This window comes from Psychrobacter sp. H29, assembly GCF_059073055.1.
Genome location: NZ_JCACRY010000001.1, coordinates 2,759,291 through 2,775,222, shown reverse-complemented (window position 1 = coordinate 2,775,222; position 15,932 = coordinate 2,759,291). Strand labels below are relative to the sequence as shown.

The window sequence follows — 15,932 nt, the reverse complement described above, 5'->3', positions numbered from 1 at the left end:
CCAAAACAGACAAAGTCGTCATCAAGGTTGTAGCAAAAGTAGACAGCATCGATAATAAGGACAGATAATGAACGTATTGATTACAGGTGCAAGCGCAGGGTTTGGTAAAGCGCTAGCAGAGCGTTTGGTTGTAAACGGCCATCGCGTGATTGGTTGCGCCAGACGCCTTGATAAACTGAATGCGTTGGCAGATACCCTAGGCGATGCGTTTTTGCCCGTGGTTATGGATGTGAGTGAAACAGACTCTATCCCGCAAATCATTGCTGATCTGCCTGATGGTTTCAAGCAAATCGATGTGCTCGTAAATAATGCAGGATTAGCGCTCGGTACAGAGCCTGCACACAAAGCCAGTCTCGATGACTGGATGCGCATGAATGATACCAATGTCAAAGGTTTGATGGCGTTGACTCATGCAGTCTTGCCAGCGATGGTTGCGCGCGATAGTGGTTATATCATTAATGTTGGCTCAATCGCAGGTAACTGGCCTTATTTTGGTGGCAACGTTTACGGCGCAACCAAAGCATTTGTAAAACAATTCAGCCTAAACTTACGTGCCGATCTGCTTGGTACGCAAGTGCGTGTGACCAATCTTGAGCCAGGAGTAGTTGCGGGTACTGAGTTTTCAAACGTACGCTATCACGGTGATGATGACAAAGCGGCAAAGGTCTATGATGGTTTTAAGACCATGACGGGTGAAGACATTGGCGATATTTTGCTGTGGCTGATTGAGTCACCTGTGCATATCAATGTCAATCGCTTAGAAGTCATGCCAGTAGCCCAAACCTACAATGGCTTAACCGTTGCCAAGCAAGACAGTTAAGACAGGTCTAGCTTCTCGATATACTTATTAGCGTAACTCATACGACCGAAGCAATATAGAGCTCTCTATATTGCTTTTTTTTATGTCTTCAATCGTTATCTCATTGACCAGACGCAGGTCCTGAAAGTCCATAATCAACACTTCATTGCGCAGCCGCTCGCTCGTGCGTTTGTTGTGACGTATCGCAAATCCCAATACTTGCTTACCCGTGATGGTAATTTGGTTAATCACGACTCTTGATGCATTGGTGACTGATGTCTTAGATGATTTCTGAGCATTGACGATCGCAGTGGCTGGATTGACAGTAGTGGTAAGCAGTTTGGTCTGTCGCACACTTTTTGGCATATCTCCTGCAAAAAAAAGCACCTGTGTGAGCGGCAGATACTGCGTATGGCGCATTAGCTCCTGACGGAACAACGAAGGCATATCTATATTAAAACTGTCTTCTGTCTGCTGATAAAAGGCGGTGAAATTACGATGTAGATAACGCCCAAATACCGTGGTGTTAATCCATTCTTTATAAATATTATTCGCCAGTAGCTGCTTGGTAAAGGCGCTGGCATCAACCGTGACCTCATTATTTAACATCGACAATAAAAGTGCTTGTGGACTGGTAAAGGTCTGCTGCTCCCAGACTTGTGGATACAAGCTACTATCCAATAATGATAATATCGATTTGCCCATGCCCTTCTATCCTTGTCAGTTATTGCTACTGCTTTTACCACCCGCCAAATTTTGTGCTATGGTCAGATGACTGTTTAATATAGCAGCCTTTTATTCGCGGTATGAATACGTTTGTAAAAATACATCTTGACCACTCAACCAAGATGTCTTGATAACCAAAAGTGATGTCATTCTATGAAAAAAACTCTTCTTTCTCTACCCGCGTCCTATCAATTGCGGACAATCGATATAAAGACAACTGATGGTACGGCGCTACCCGTGTCTGTCATTGGGAATGGTAAACCCGTCATTATGATGCATGCTTATGGCATGGATGCACGTGAGTTTTTACCTTTTATACTGCCACTGATAGGTAAATATGAGTTTTACTTGCCACATTTTCGAGGTTTTGGTGCGGCAAAAAATGTTGAGTTGACTCAGTTTGACTTTGTACATCAGTATGCTGATGATATTGATATAGTGATTGAGCATGTCTGTCTTGCACGGCAGATAGAGTCATTACCCGTTGCCGCGATTTCAATGGGCGCGCTTGTGATGTGGTCTTATTTTGAGCGTTTTGGTTCATCACGGGTTAGTCGCTATCTGAATATCGATCAAAGCCCTGTGATTCACAATCAACCAAATTGGCAAGGCGGATTGTTTGGGGATCGACAAAAAGAGATGTTTGCCGTGTTTCAAGACATTGTCGATAGGACACTACCCTATGCGCAAGTTGAACACTTTACGCACTTGCCGTTTTCTCTCAAACGCCATGTGACCGATGTCGAAAGATTGTTTTCTTTACTCTCTGTCAGCCGTCCACGCTCGAAAGCTGTCGTACAAGCACTTACTCATCAAAACGATCATAAGCTGGCATTTTATAATCACCAAACATGGCAACATAAAATGCGCTGCCTGCAAGCGTATCTCGCGATACCCTATGATTTTCGTGCAGGTATAGCGAACGTCACCATCCCAGTGGTCAGTCTCATCGGTGGGCAGTCAAAACTTTATGATCCCAAGTGGCAGCAAGAAATCACACGTATGCTGCCCAATGCTCGTGATGTCATCCTGCCGCGCTCAGGACATGCCGTACCAATAGATGAGCCATTGCGATTTCATAAGATACTAAAAGAATTTCTACAAGATTGACTAGGATTTTACACAACCGCTTTATAATTACTACTATAACTTTACAACCTGTCGTAGCAATCAACTTGGGCTAATTCTATACTAAAAACCTGATGCAAACCCTTAACGACTCACTAAGAGTGACAGTCACTGATAAGCATCAATATAAAAATATATGAATATAATAATATCAAAAGGATAAAATCATGCCCTACGCTACCGTTGCGACTCAAGACGATCAACCAGTCGAACTCTATTATGAAACCCAAGGTACTGGTAAACCTGTCGTACTCATTCATGGCTGGCCACTTAGTGGACGCGCTTGGGAAGCACAGCTACCTGCGCTAGTCGAAGCAGGCTATCAAGTCATTACTTATGACAGACGCGGTTTTGGTCAATCGTCTAAACCATGGAATGGCTATGATTACGATACGCTAGCCGAAGACTTGAAAGGGTTGATGGAGGCGCTCGATCTACAAGACGCGACCATCGTTGGTTTCTCTATGGGCGGCGGTGAAGTGGCGCGTTATCTGGGCAAATACGGCTCCGAGCGTGTGAGCAAAGCGGTACTCGCGTCTGCGGTCCCACCGTATTTGTTTAAAGCAGATGACAATCCTGATGGTGGTCTCGAAGAGTCAGATATTCAAGGGTTTTTGAATGGCGTAAGCGATGATCGCATCGCTTTTTTGAATGATTTTACTAAGAACTTCTTTACACCAAAAGATGGTAAGTTGCTGGTCAGCAAGCCAATGCGCCTATACAATCGTGATATTGCCGCATTTGCTTCTGCTAAAGCGACACTTGATTGCGTTAAATCGTTCAGCTATACCGATTTTCGCGATGATTTAAAAGCGTTTGATGTACCAACCTTGGTCATACATGGCGATGCGGATCAAATCGTACCAATCGAAGCCAGTGGTGAACGCTCTCACGATATGATTGCAGACAGTAGATTACACGTCATTGAAGGTGGTCCACACGGTATCAATGTGACCCATAGCGAAGAGTTCAATAAAGCATTGATTGCATTTTTAAATAACTAACTACGTATCTATCTAAACCGTAGATATAGAACAAAAAAACGACCTGAATAGGTCGTTTTTTTTGGGTGAAATTTCTCGTGCGTGGTGGTTCAGTACTAATCATTCAATGGTTGAATCAACTCAAATCGTGGTACCTCTTTACCTTCAACGCTGACTGTTTCAGCAAACATCGCAAGCGGGCGTACCCACACCCCATACTCACCGTACAGACAACGATAGACTACGAGCGACTCTTCAGTCTCTGAGTGCCGCGCCGTATGCAGCACTTGATAAAGGCTGCCTTTATAGTGGCGGTAAATGCCTTGAATTATAGTGGCTCGATTTGTCATTATTACAGTTTACTCTTTATGTTTGGTTATTCACTCGCTATAACAGGTTGAGCAGTCACTTAAGCAACAATCACTTTTGCAACCGTCGCTTAAGCAACAGTCACTTTTGCATAGGCTTTCTTGCCCGCTTGAATCACGACCGTCTGACCTGAGGTTAGACTAAACCCACCATCAACCACTTCACCGTCGACTTTTACTGCGCCACGCTTGACCATATCTTTGGCAGCCGCACCGTTTTTGGCAAGCTCAGCTTGGTTTAGGATTTGCGCGATAAATAAGGCATCTTGTCCTTCTTCAAGCATTAATGTCACTTCTGGCAGATCAACGGGTAGCTCACCATCAGCTAAGACATTACCAGCAGATTTGTGCGCATTGGCAGCGGCATCCGCATCGTGGAAACGCTCAATCAACTCCTCGGCAAGGATACGTTTGATTTCTTGCGGATTGCGACCCGCTTCCATTTCCGCCATCAAGGCTTCGATCTGCTCCATCGGTTTGAAACTCAAAAACTCAAAGTAACGATGGATTAAGGTATCAGGCATCGATAGGATTTTTTGGTACATGGTACCTGGCGCATCATAGATGGCGACATAGTTATTTAGTGACTTGGACATTTTATTAACGCCGTCTAGCCCTTCCAAAATCGGTACCGTGATGCAGACTTGTTGCTCTTGATCATAGCGCCCTTGCAACGTGCGTCCCATTAACAAGTTGAAGGTTTGATCCGTACCGCCAAGCTCAACATCGGCTTTTAGCGCGATAGAATCATAGCCTTGCACTAATGGATACAAAAACTCATGGATTGAGATAGGCGTTTGCGAGGCATAGCGTTTCGAGAAGTCATCACGCTCAAGCATACGCGAGACCGTCTGCTGACTGGCAAGCTGAATCATGTCAGCGGCGCTCATGTCACTGAACCACTCAGAGTTAAAGACCACGCGAGTTTTTTCTTTGTCTAAGATTTTAAACACTTGCTCAGCATAGGTCGTTGCATTGGCTTTGATTTGCTCATCAGTCAATGGCGGACGCGTAGAGTTCTTACCAGAAGGGTCGCCAATCTTAGCCGTGTAGTCACCGATTAGAAAATAAATCTCATGACCCAAATCTTGAAAATGCTTGAGCTTATTGATCAGTACTGTGTGACCTAAATGCAGGTCGGGCGCAGTAGGATCAAAGCCTGCCTTGATACGTAGCGGGCGATTGAGTTTTAGCTTAGCCACCAAATCGTCTTCGGAGAGTATCTCTTGCGTACCGCGCTGAATAAGGGCCAGTTGTTCTTCTAGGGTGTAGGTTTTATCGGTCATGGTACTCTCTATATATTGCTGTCGTTAGGGTTTTTATAAGTGATTATTACCGGCTCGATACCTTATGACGTTTAGAAGCTCAAAAGGTAAGAAAAAATGCTAGAATTTGACGGATATACTAGCGTTTTTTAAGGTAAATTGCCATGACCAACCCTTCATCAACTATTGATACTGACCATAATGCCCTTGCCGACTTGCTTATGAATAATGGTTTGGACGATAGTTCAGACGATATCGACGACTTAACCCATGATAATTCGAACTACGCCACCCTGACCGACGCTCTTGAGCAAACAGTGTTTGAAAGCTTTGATGATGGCTTATATATCGGCATGATGTCAGGTACTAGTTTGGATGGAATGGACGCGGTTCTTTGCCAGTTCAATAACGACATGGCTGATAAAGAAAATACCAACAAAGAAAACACCATTGATGAAGAGCATAGCCAACCAGCAATGCAACTGCTCGCGACGTATAGTCAAGATTTTCCACCAAGGCTGCGTGAAGTACTACTGGCGTTATGCCAGCCGAATGGTGTGAGTCAACTCGTACCGGAGGTCGATGAACCAAACAGTGAATTGGATTGGTTTGGCTGGGCAAGCCGCGCGTATGCGGAGTTCGCAAGCGAAGTAGTCAATACCTTATTGCAGCAATCCGATACCGACCCCGAATCAGTACTGGCTATTGGCTGTCATGGACAAACCGTCCGTCATCGCCCGCAGATGGGATTTAGTTTGCAACTGGTCGACGCCAATATCATCGCTGAGCGTACAGGCATCAGCGTGGTCAGTGATTTTCGTCGTCGTGACATGGCAGTTGGTGGTCAAGGTGCGCCTTTAGTACCTGCATTTCATCAAGCCTTATTTGCGATACCTGATAGCACACGCGTGCTCCTAAATTTGGGCGGTATTGCTAATATAACCGTCTTGCCAGCGTTAGCTAATAATGATGAAGACAGCAACACAGATAACGCAGATAATGTCATTGGCTATGATACTGGACCTGCTAATCTATTGTTAGATGCATGGACGGCGTTGCATACAGATAATGACTATGATGCAAAAGGCGCTTGGGCACAATCTGGCACAATCATCGAGCCGCTACTGAATCAGCTGTTGACCCATGCATTTTTTGCTCAGCCTCACCCCAAGAGTACTGGTCGTGAAGACTTTAATTTGGCATGGCTACAGGGTGAGCTACAGGCTTTTGAAAAAGCCAATGCCAACGTCAGTTATTCAGCAGCTGATGTACAAGCCACTTTGACTGAACTAACCGCTATCAGTGCGAGCACGCAAATCAGTATGTTTACAGATACGGATAAAAACAGCTCGGTGTACGTCTGTGGTGGCGGCGCACTAAATAATTATCTAATGACACGTCTACAAGCTCATCTACCTCGCTGCACAGTAAAAACCACTGATCATTTAGGGCTGGCACCAACGTGGGTAGAAGCCGTCGCTTTTGCGTGGTTAGCCCGTCAAACTATCATGGGTGAAACGGGTAATTTGCCAGCGGTAACTGGTGCCAATAAACGCGTGGTATTGGGTCAGGTCTGTTTTGCCTGACCAGTTATATTTTAGTTTACATACGTGCACCTATGTGTTTTATAATAACTTTTAAAACGCCATCCTCTTAGGACCCGTAAGTATAGGACATATCGTATGAGCCAACACAGCAGTTCACCTATTGACCAAGCCACCAATGATGACACAAACAATATGACCGCAGCACCTGTACATAAATCGCGTCAAAAACCACCACACTACGAGCGTTCTGATGAGACTCGCGTGGTAGTCACAGGGATGGGTGCCATCACACCGCTTGGTCTAGATGTTGATAGCTCATGGTCCAGATTGCTCAATGGTGATAGTGGTATCGCACCGATTACTCATTTCGATGCCACAGGCTACCGTGCTCAGATCGCAGGCGTGGTCAAAGACTTCGATGCCAAACAGTATATGAGCGCCAAAGATGCCCGCCGCTATGATGAGTTTATACATTATGGGATTGCAGCATCTTCTATGGCATTGAAGCATGCTGGGTTTATTGATGAGATCGGTGCTGCTGATGCGCCAGTACAGGGTGTGGAGCAAGATCGTTTTGGTATTATTTTGGGCTCAGGTATTGGTGGTATCCAAACCATCGAAAACAGCCGCGATACCCTACGTGAAAAAGGCGCAGCCAAGGTGTCGCCTTTCATCATTCCAGGATCTATTGTCAATATGGCGGCAGGATTGGTCGCGATTAAACACACCCTAAAAGGTCCGAACTTGGCGACATCAACCGCTTGTACCACTGCCACTCATGCTATGGGTCTGGCAGCACGTTTGATTGCTTACGGTGATGCTGATGTCATGCTGGCGGGTGGTAGTGAAAAAGGCTCAAGCCCGCTTGGTATATCAGGGTTTAGCGCCATGCACGCACTCTCAACGCGTAACGATGAGCCGACCAAAGCGTCGCGTCCATTCGATAAAGGTCGTGACGGTTTTGTACTTGGGGATGGTGCTGGCGTGGTCGTATTAGAAAGTCTTGCTCACGCCAAAGCTCGCGGCGCAACTATATTGGCAGAGCTTGTCGGGTTTGGTATGAGTGATGATGCCAGTCATATCACTGCACCACCAGAAGATGGTAGCGGCGCTGCAAAAGCGATGCGAAATGCACTAAATGATGCCGGTATTGAGCCATCAAGCGTGGGCTATGTCAATGCTCACGGCACCAGTACACCTGCGGGTGACGTGGCTGAGTCCATTGCTATCGAAACTGTGTTCTCACCCGTTAAAGACAGTATCTTGGTCAGCTCAACCAAATCAATGACGGGGCATTTGCTGGGTGCTGCTGGCGGGGTTGAAGCTATCTTTACTGTACTTGCCCTACAAAACCAGCATGTACCACCGACGATCAATCTAGATGATGTCGAAGACAATTGTAATCTCGATTATGTAGCTAATCAATCGCGTAAGGTCGATAACCTACAGTATGCTGTCTCTAATAGCTTTGGTTTTGGCGGTACCAATGGGTCTTTGGTATTTGCACGTTGGCCCATCAGCCAATAACGGCCACCTATCTATATCGCAGCGCATGGTAATGGATGCGTTGTAACGCTGGTGTCAGATTGGCTACGTTTGTCCACTTGCAGCCCCTTATCGTACTTGCGTATGATAAGGGGTAATTTTTGGAACATTTATGGAAGATACCATGTCAAGCTACTCATTTTCCCATCAGTTTTATCAGCGTTGGACGTGCGCACCTGAGCCGGTACGCGCAGCAATCACTCAAGAGCTCAAAGACATCACCACCCTACTACAAGCTGACACTCCATTTGAAAGCTTTGAATTTAATACGCATGATTTGGACGCTCATGTGGACGAGCTATATGACAACTATAATGCCGAACAAGCCATTGCCAAAGCGATCGCTGACAAACAGGAGCAAGCAAATGCAGCAGCCGAAAAACAGCGATTAGAAGAAGAACAAAAGAAAAAGGCTGAAGAAGCGACACTCCAAGCAGAATCCAAACTGGCTGAAGAAGCTCAAAAAGAACAAGAAAAAAATGAGCCGATAGCAGATAGCAATAACACTGATGAACAAGTTATCGCTACTAGCGTAGATAAAGCAAGTGCTGATAAAGACAGTCCAGTTACTGATAGCTCTATTGCAAAGACCGAAACAGCAGCATCAGAACCACAAAAGACTGAAAGTAGTGCTAGCGATAACAAAAATGCTGACCACAAAGCCATTAGCGAACAAACTCATGCTATTGGCGATAGTCATATTAAAGACATTCATCATAAAACCAGCACAGCGATTAACTTAGTCTTAAAAGACGCAAAATTAGACATAACGCATCAAGAGCTAATCCGCGAACTTGAAACGCAAGTCGATGACTACTTGAGTGAGCAAATGATGCTATTGTCTGAAAATCTAAAGTCTTGGCTGCGTGCTGAAGTCACCCAACATTTGAACGAACAGAATGATTCAACTATCAATAACGAAGCTGCTAAGAGCATCCATTAATTTTGCTCATTTTCTAATATTGGACTTGCCTTTAGAAATATCCGCTCAGCATTAAGTAACGAGCATTAAAAAGCCCCGTAAATCTTTACGGGGCTTTTTAATGTTTTTATTCAATGTTTTGAGCTCGGTATTAAATGGCTTTGGTACGTTCAGTCAACCATTCAAGCGCGGCGCATTCGACCCGATCTTTTAGCTCTGCATAGACTTGGCTATGATAGTCATTTAGCCAGTCTATCTCGGTTTGATCCAACAACGATGGTTCAATCAAACGCGTATCAATCGGGCAGTAAGTGATGGTCTCAAAGTTTAAGAAGTCACCAAACTCTGTCTCAGTAGGCTTAGCAACTGGCATATTTACCACCAAATTCTCGATACGGATACCCCATTTGCCTTCGCGGTACAGACCTGGCTCATTACTTGAAATCATACCGACTTTCATCGCGCGCTCTTTTGGCGTGCTGGCACTATAAGCGATAACTTGTGGGCCTTCGTGTACGTTTAAAAAATAACCAACGCCGTGACCGGTACCATGACCATAGTCCATCTGTGCTTGCCACAATGGCGCACGGCAAATCGCATCAATCAATGGTGAGGCGATGCCATCAGGGAAATGGGCACGGGCTAGTGCAATATGTGCTTTTAACACAATCGTAAAGTCACGTTTATGCTCGGTCGTGACTTGACCAATACCGACCACACGGGTGATATCTGTCGTGCCATTCTGGTACTGTGCACCTGAGTCTATCAGTAGCAATCCGCCCTCGCCTTCACTCACATCAAGGTAGCTAAAGCTCTCTGGCGTCGCGCGGTAATGCGGCAATGCGCCATTTTCGTTAAAACCTGCAATAGTCGGGAAGCTTGGCGACACATAATGCGGCTGACGACTACGTACCTTTATCAGCATACTATCGACATCCAGCTCACTTAGACGCTCGCCTGCCGCTAGACGCTGCTCAAACTCAGCAAAGAACTCACTCAATGCCGCACCATCTTGACGCATCGCTTCACGCACATGCTCGATATCTGCATCAGACTTCACAGACTTAAGCAGTGTGCTGGGTGCCATCTGCTCAATAAAACCAATATCATCCGCCATTTTTGAGAGTGTGCCAACGGCAACTTTGCTCGGATCTAATAGCAATAAATCGTCTGGCGTCAGTGCACCAAGTGCTTCTTGTACAGCCGAATAATCAGCCAAGGTGATACCGCTGTCTTTTAGACTCTGTGCTATGTCAGCACTGACTTTATCACTATCAACAAACAACGTCGCACGGTCTGCATCAATCAGCATATGTGATAAAAACACAGGATTGTAGTCAACATCAGCGCCGCGTAAGTTCGTCAACCAAGCGATGTCATCTAAGCTTGAAAGCAAATGATGGGTTGCTTCTGCCGCTGCCATACCTTCGCGTACTTCGGCAAGTTTTGAAGCAGCAGACTGGGCAAGGAACTGCTCATCATGTACGTATAGCTTGGCAGCTGGCAGGGCCGGGCGATCTGTCCAAACGCTCGTCAATACATCACGCTCAGTGATCAAAGTAATGTCATTTACATCAAGGGCCGTGAGCAATCGGTCTTGCTCAGCGATAGAGAGCACATTACCGTCTATTGCCACGCTATCCCCTTCTTGTAGATGTTCGGCTAACCAATCGATATGGTTTGGTTGGCCTGGCGCGAGCTTTTCTAAAGTGATACCTGTACCTGCTAACTGATCAGCGGCATGTACCCAGTAACGGCTATCCGTCCACAGACCAGCAAACTCAGCTGTCACAACCAGCGTACCAACAGAACCGGTAAATCCTGATAGCCATTGGCGGGTTTGCCAGTACTCTGGTAGATACTCAGACAAGTGAGGATCAGCAGAGGGCACGATGATTGCGGTGAGGTCTTGCTCTACTAAGCTCGCACGTAGGCTAGCTATCCGCTCGTGAATGGTTTGTTTTTTCATTGAATGTGTCCTTCTAGATGTTTTAAGAATATTATGATGGCGTGATTATTTACAATCGTCTTGTTCTAATAGTCATCTTTTTTGGGTTATTGATACCGCTTTAGTTTTAATAAAATATTTATTATCGATAGTAATTGTTTAAGTAAGCACTTTCTTTAAATGTGTTTGCTTGATAGTTGCTTCTGCTTATTGAGCATATTTGATTGAGGTTGATATTGCACCACTGATGTTTAGCGTGAGCTACTCTTAGATGTTTGGGCAGAGCGTAAGCTTTCAATGACTGATGCCAAATATCTCACCAAATAAAACAATAAGACGTGCTACCAGTAATGGTAACACGTCTTGTCATACGTCATTTATGCTGTTGTTATTCGCGGCTATACCGGTCACTCAGCTCCATAGACGTCGCTTACTGTTTGGCCAGCTGCTTCTCACGCTCACTATCTCTAAGCATTTTGTTGATAGGTTTAGCAAGTGCTAGCAAAAACAATGCTGTCACCACCAAGAAAATAGTCATGGTAGTAAACAGTCCTGGTAATCCTTCGATTTTGTCAGCAGATACATGACCACCGAAGAACGCAGCAACCAAGTTACCCATGGCAATAGAAGCGAAGAACAGCCCCATCATTTGACCTTGCATGCCCTCTGGTGCCAGCTTAGTCATTGCGGATAATCCAACAGGACTTAATGCCAACTCACCTAGCGTCAATAATAATAGACTACCTACCAACCATAGTGGCGATGCCAAGCCAGCACCAGGCGCTAAAATGCTTTTAGAGGCAAAAATCATCAAAGCAAAACCTGCAGCGGCAAGTAACATACCCAGCGCAAACTTCGCCATACTGCTTGGCTCAAGACCTCGGTTACCAAGCTTGACCCAGATAATGCTGACGATAGGTGCCAGTATCAAAATAAACAATGGGTTCAATGACTGGAACCAGATACTAGGAACGTCAAACCCTAAAACGTTTAGATCGGTATAACGATCGGCAAATAAGTTAAAAGATGTGGGCTGCTGCTCAAAACTTGACCAAAACAGCGTTGAGCCTATGATTAAGACAAAACAGATCAACAAGCGTAATTTGTCCGTCTTATCAAGGCGAGGTGAGATAAACATAATCGCAAAATATAAGATGACCACCGCAGCGATGATATAAGTCATGTACTCTGCGACCATCTCAGGATTGAACGATATCATGCCAGTAGACACTAATAGCACTACGGTGACTAACAACGCGACAAACCCACCAACCCAGCGTCCAATATTTTTATAGCGGTCATTGGAATGCTCCCATTCGGCAGAGATACCTTTGGCTGTGGCATAACGAGTCAGATTTTTTTGCGCGACAAAACGATAGATAAGCAAGGACACGAGCATCCCTAAACCACCGACGCCAAAGCCGACATGCCACATGCCTTTTTCTTTGAAGACACCAACGATCAGTGCCGCCAATAGCGCGCCGATATTGATACCCATATAAAACAAGGTAAAACCACCGTCACGACGAGAGTCCCCTTTAGGGTATAGCGCGCCAACCATGACTGAGATACAGGTCTTAAATAATCCTGAGCCCAAGACGATACAGATTAGACCTACGAAGAACAATGTCATGCCAAACATGGCAGAAAGCGCGATACATAAGTGACCAAGAGCAATCACAATACTGCCCCACCACAGCGCGCGCTCTTGACCAAGCCAGTTGTCAGCCAACCAACCCCCTGGTACCGCTGCTAAATACAATGAACCTGCAAAAATACCATAGATAGCAGAAGCCGTGACTTCACTAAAACCAAAACCGCCGCTACCCACAGTCGCAACCATAAATAGAACTAATAATGGACGGATACTATAGTAGGAGAACCGCTCCCACATTTCGGTAAAAAATAATGAGCGTAATGGCGCAGGATGTCCCATAAAGCCATTGTCTAGTGCTTGTAGCTCTGCTGCACTAGTACCTGTTTTTGATTCTGTACTCACAGCTTTATTCCTTTAAAGATTGTTTTTTTAATGACCAAATGCCCTATTATCCAGACAAGCGGTCATATAGGCGGAACATTGTTTCACTTGGCCATAATCAAGTAAAGAAATAATTGGTTAAAAATTACACAAATACCCATAAAAAAACCCGCTCTCAATGACTGAGAACGGGCTTTTTTATGGGTCTATCAACACATCTATCATATTGATGTTACTAACAATCAGTATTTATACGACTGCTAACTTATAAGGTATTTTGCAATGTAGCTATTTACCTATCGATGCGCTACAGCAAAAACTACTGTGCGGCGGCAGTATCGTCAGCGGTCGTGCCAGCATCTAAATCGCCATCTGCTTGCTCAGCGGTCAAGTCAGTATCGGCAACCGCGGCTTGGCTCACTGTACCAGAAGCTGTCGCTGTACCTGCTTCTGCACTAACAATTGCGCTATCAGCATCTGTCGCTGCTGCTGGTGTTACTGCTGCATCTGCAGCCGTATCAGGTGCTGCGGCATCTTCTGCAACCATCGCAGCATCTGTCTCAACAGCTGTGTCTTCAGTCGCAATGGCTTCTGCCTCGTCTGCCGCCGCTGATGCTTCCGTTGACTCAGCAGTGATATGCTCACCTGCTGGACGCAAAAATGCAGAAACACCAATGAGTAAGACAATGCCTAAGAACATGGCAATGCCACCCAGAGTAAACAACAGCTCTTTTTTTGGATTGTTATTGACGATACCTTCTGACATACCTTATCACCTTGCACAAAATATTTGAAATATTGACCTATTATATCGCAATTTATACTGATTTGTGAAAACCCTTAAGTATTTAAAGGGTTTATTATCAACAATTTTACTACTCATTTTTGGTATATATAGCCATCATTCACCCAATTACCTGATTATCATAGGCTATCACCATTGAGCGTGTATCGTTTTTACTTACCCAAACGTACTGGAGTCTTTGGACGCTTGCCCAAGTAACTCAGTATGAGTAATAGCGCCATAATAAATAAAATAGGATAATGACCAAAGCGCATGAATGGTGTGTTACCCACTCGTGCTTGCACCTCACCGCGTAATACCGTGCGCTCGAACTGTGGCGCGCGTTCTACGATACGACCTTTGTGATCGATGATAGCGGTCACCCCTGTATTGGTCGCACGCATAAACCAGCGACCGTTCTCTAGTGCGCGCATCTGTACCATTTGCAGATGTTGTAGTGGACCTGCTGACGTACCGAACCAAGCATCGTTTGAGATGGTTAATAAAAAGTCCGTACCAATCGCGTTTTTGCGCGTCGTATCTGGATACGCGACTTCATAGCAGATGGCAGCACCTAAGCTATGACCACGCACCTGTAACGGTGATTGTTGGTCACTGCCTCGGCTATAACTCATAATATCTTGACTACCAGCCAGATTGGGCAATACATCAAGCACACCTTGAAACGGGATGTATTCGCCAAACGGTACTAGACGCTGCTTTTTGTATAGACCCTCTGCCTGAGCACCAAGCGCCACCACACTATTATAAAACGGCGCATACTTGTCTGTACTGGCATCAAACGCGGCTTCGTCTTTGTACGGAATACCCGTCACCCATGTCGTATCCGTTTCCTTCGCCATCGCTACCATTTCATTGATGAAACCAACTGCTTCTGTCTGAAACATAGGAATCGATGACTCAGGCCACAAAACAAGATCACGGCCCCATTCGTCACGCGTCAAAGTAGCGTAGATTTTTAGGGTTTCAATCTGATACTCAGTGAGCCATTTTAGATCTTGCGGGATATTGCCTTGAATCAGCGACACTGACAGATCAGGTGTACCTTTGGGCTTGGTCCATTGCTGATTGACCAACCACAGCGTAGTACTAATAACCAGCAACGCAATAGATGGAATCATGTAACCGCCACGGCGACGCAGCAGCTCAACGATACTGGCAGCCAGTAATATCGCCACAAAGGAAACCGTGAAGACGCCAGCAACAGGAGCGAGCGATGACAGCCAATACTGCTCAGTAAAGGCATAACCGACAAACAACCAAGGAAAGCCTGTGAACAGCCATGTTTTCAGCCATTCTTGGAGTATCCAAAGCGCAGCAAAAGATAGCGGCTGCTTGCCAACCACGCGATTGAAAATCAATGCCAAAAACCCATGGAACAGTCCCATGCCAAGACCCATCAACGCAATCATAATCAGCGCAAGCCATGCAGGGGTCGAGCCGTAAACATGAATAGACGTATATAGCCAAAATGCCCCCACGCACCAAAGCCCTGTACCGTATGCCTGACCAATAACAAAGGCGCGGCGACCTGTCATCTCAGGCATCAATAGTGCATATAAGATAGCAGGTGATATCAGAGCCACTGGCCAAATACCATAAGGCGCGAGCGCAAGTATAAAAGCAGCCCCTGCCAACAAAGATATCAGTGCCGCCAATCCCAAATGTAAGCCTTTTGACTTCTCAGGGTTCAAGCGTTTTTGTAAATCAACAGTAGACAGGCGCATAGCAATTATCCAAGACTATATTTTTCAAATATTTCACAGCTCAGCACTGAAAAATTAAAGTAGAACTGAGGCAAAGCTGGCTGCATCATACGTCATGCAGAACCACAAATAAAACCCACCTATGATACCAGTCAAAACCCATCAATGGGTAAATTTGCGTAGCGAAACCTCAAACTAAAAAGTAAAAGCCA

Annotated in this window: 13 protein-coding genes; 6 read left to right on the top strand and 7 right to left on the bottom strand. The window is 45.4% G+C overall.

The features are described 5' to 3' along the window. Positions 1 to 67 precede the first annotated feature (67 nt). On the top strand, positions 68 to 820 hold the full coding sequence (locus AC5JP1_RS11340) for an SDR family NAD(P)-dependent oxidoreductase (RefSeq protein WP_493844187.1): 753 nt from the start codon (positions 68 to 70) through the stop codon (positions 818 to 820). A gap of 27 nt (positions 821 to 847) precedes the next feature. Here the strand turns inward: AC5JP1_RS11340 and AC5JP1_RS11335 are convergent, their stop codons facing one another. Continuing rightward, the gene (locus AC5JP1_RS11335; protein WP_493844483.1) at positions 848 to 1,468 is read right to left on the bottom strand and encodes a hypothetical protein; all 621 of its coding nucleotides are present in this window, start codon (positions 1,466 to 1,468) and stop codon (positions 848 to 850) included. Between the two features lie 210 nt (positions 1,469 to 1,678). Between AC5JP1_RS11335 and AC5JP1_RS11330 the strand changes: the two genes are divergently transcribed. Continuing rightward, positions 1,679 to 2,635: an alpha/beta fold hydrolase gene (locus AC5JP1_RS11330; protein ID WP_493844186.1), complete on the top strand. Its 957-nt coding sequence runs from the start codon at positions 1,679 to 1,681 to the stop codon at positions 2,633 to 2,635. 185 nt (positions 2,636 to 2,820) lie between these two features. Beyond that, positions 2,821 to 3,657, top strand: coding sequence for an alpha/beta fold hydrolase (locus tag AC5JP1_RS11325; RefSeq protein WP_493844185.1), 837 nt, complete (start codon positions 2,821 to 2,823; stop codon positions 3,655 to 3,657). Positions 3,658 to 3,752: 95 nt separating this feature from the next. Here AC5JP1_RS11325 and AC5JP1_RS11320 read toward each other — a convergent pair whose 3' ends face one another. Both AC5JP1_RS11320 and tyrS read right to left on the bottom strand, forming a co-directional pair. Further along, positions 3,753 to 3,986, bottom strand: coding sequence for a DUF1653 domain-containing protein (locus tag AC5JP1_RS11320; RefSeq protein WP_493844184.1), 234 nt, complete (start codon positions 3,984 to 3,986; stop codon positions 3,753 to 3,755). A gap of 89 nt (positions 3,987 to 4,075) precedes the next feature. Beyond that, positions 4,076 to 5,290 carry a tyrosine--tRNA ligase gene (gene tyrS / locus AC5JP1_RS11315; RefSeq protein WP_493844183.1) on the bottom strand — a complete coding sequence of 405 codons (1,215 nt, stop codon included), beginning with the start codon at positions 5,288 to 5,290 and terminating at the stop codon, positions 4,076 to 4,078. A 143-nt stretch (positions 5,291 to 5,433) separates the two neighbouring features. Between tyrS and AC5JP1_RS11310 the strand changes: the two genes are divergently transcribed. The 3 genes from AC5JP1_RS11310 to AC5JP1_RS11300 all read left to right on the top strand — a co-directional run bounded on the left by AC5JP1_RS11310 (position 5,434) and on the right by AC5JP1_RS11300 (position 9,304). Further along, positions 5,434 to 6,855, top strand: a complete 1,422-nt coding sequence (locus tag AC5JP1_RS11310; RefSeq protein ID WP_493844182.1) for an anhydro-N-acetylmuramic acid kinase — start codon at positions 5,434 to 5,436, stop codon at positions 6,853 to 6,855. A gap of 153 nt (positions 6,856 to 7,008) precedes the next feature. Further along, positions 7,009 to 8,343, top strand: coding sequence for a beta-ketoacyl-ACP synthase II (gene fabF / locus AC5JP1_RS11305; RefSeq protein ID WP_493844482.1), 1,335 nt, complete (start codon positions 7,009 to 7,011; stop codon positions 8,341 to 8,343). Positions 8,344 to 8,473: 130 nt separating this feature from the next. Next, entirely contained in the window at positions 8,474 to 9,304 is an 831-nt protein-coding gene (locus AC5JP1_RS11300) for a hypothetical protein (RefSeq protein ID WP_493844181.1), read from the top strand. A 130-nt stretch (positions 9,305 to 9,434) separates the two neighbouring features. Here AC5JP1_RS11300 and AC5JP1_RS11295 read toward each other — a convergent pair whose 3' ends face one another. The 4 genes from AC5JP1_RS11295 to lnt all read right to left on the bottom strand — a co-directional run bounded on the left by AC5JP1_RS11295 (position 9,435) and on the right by lnt (position 15,741). Continuing rightward, the gene (locus tag AC5JP1_RS11295) at positions 9,435 to 11,252 is read right to left on the bottom strand and encodes an aminopeptidase P family protein (protein WP_493844180.1); all 1,818 of its coding nucleotides are present in this window, start codon (positions 11,250 to 11,252) and stop codon (positions 9,435 to 9,437) included. 409 nt (positions 11,253 to 11,661) lie between these two features. Beyond that, positions 11,662 to 13,167, bottom strand: coding sequence for a peptide MFS transporter (locus tag AC5JP1_RS11290; protein ID WP_493844481.1), 1,506 nt, complete (start codon positions 13,165 to 13,167; stop codon positions 11,662 to 11,664). A gap of 361 nt (positions 13,168 to 13,528) precedes the next feature. After that, a complete protein-coding gene (locus tag AC5JP1_RS11285; protein WP_493844179.1) occupies positions 13,529 to 13,975 on the bottom strand; it encodes a hypothetical protein in 447 nt (148 codons plus the stop codon). Between the two features lie 191 nt (positions 13,976 to 14,166). After that, positions 14,167 to 15,741 (bottom strand): apolipoprotein N-acyltransferase, encoded by a 1,575-nt coding sequence (lnt, locus tag AC5JP1_RS11280; RefSeq protein WP_493844178.1) that lies wholly within the window; start codon positions 15,739 to 15,741, stop codon positions 14,167 to 14,169. Positions 15,742 to 15,932: the final 191 nt, after the last annotated feature.

Coding starts and splice junctions, on each gene's coding strand:
- AC5JP1_RS11340 (WP_493844187.1), top strand. CDS start 68: ATGAACGTATTGATTACAGGTGCAAGCGCAGGGTTTGGTAAAGCGCTA.
- AC5JP1_RS11330 (WP_493844186.1), top strand. CDS start 1,679: ATGAAAAAAACTCTTCTTTCTCTACCCGCGTCCTATCAATTGCGGACA.
- AC5JP1_RS11325 (WP_493844185.1), top strand. CDS start 2,821: ATGCCCTACGCTACCGTTGCGACTCAAGACGATCAACCAGTCGAACTC.
- AC5JP1_RS11320 (WP_493844184.1), bottom strand. CDS start 3,986: ATGACAAATCGAGCCACTATAATTCAAGGCATTTACCGCCACTATAAA.
- tyrS (WP_493844183.1), bottom strand. CDS start 5,290: ATGACCGATAAAACCTACACCCTAGAAGAACAACTGGCCCTTATTCAG.
- AC5JP1_RS11310 (WP_493844182.1), top strand. CDS start 5,434: ATGACCAACCCTTCATCAACTATTGATACTGACCATAATGCCCTTGCC.
- fabF (WP_493844482.1), top strand. CDS start 7,009: ATGACCGCAGCACCTGTACATAAATCGCGTCAAAAACCACCACACTAC.
- AC5JP1_RS11300 (WP_493844181.1), top strand. CDS start 8,474: ATGGAAGATACCATGTCAAGCTACTCATTTTCCCATCAGTTTTATCAG.
- AC5JP1_RS11295 (WP_493844180.1), bottom strand. CDS start 11,252: ATGAAAAAACAAACCATTCACGAGCGGATAGCTAGCCTACGTGCGAGC.
- AC5JP1_RS11290 (WP_493844481.1), bottom strand. CDS start 13,167: ATGGGACATCCTGCGCCATTACGCTCATTATTTTTTACCGAAATGTGG.
- AC5JP1_RS11285 (WP_493844179.1), bottom strand. CDS start 13,975: ATGTCAGAAGGTATCGTCAATAACAATCCAAAAAAAGAGCTGTTGTTT.
- lnt (WP_493844178.1), bottom strand. CDS start 15,741: ATGCGCCTGTCTACTGTTGATTTACAAAAACGCTTGAACCCTGAGAAG.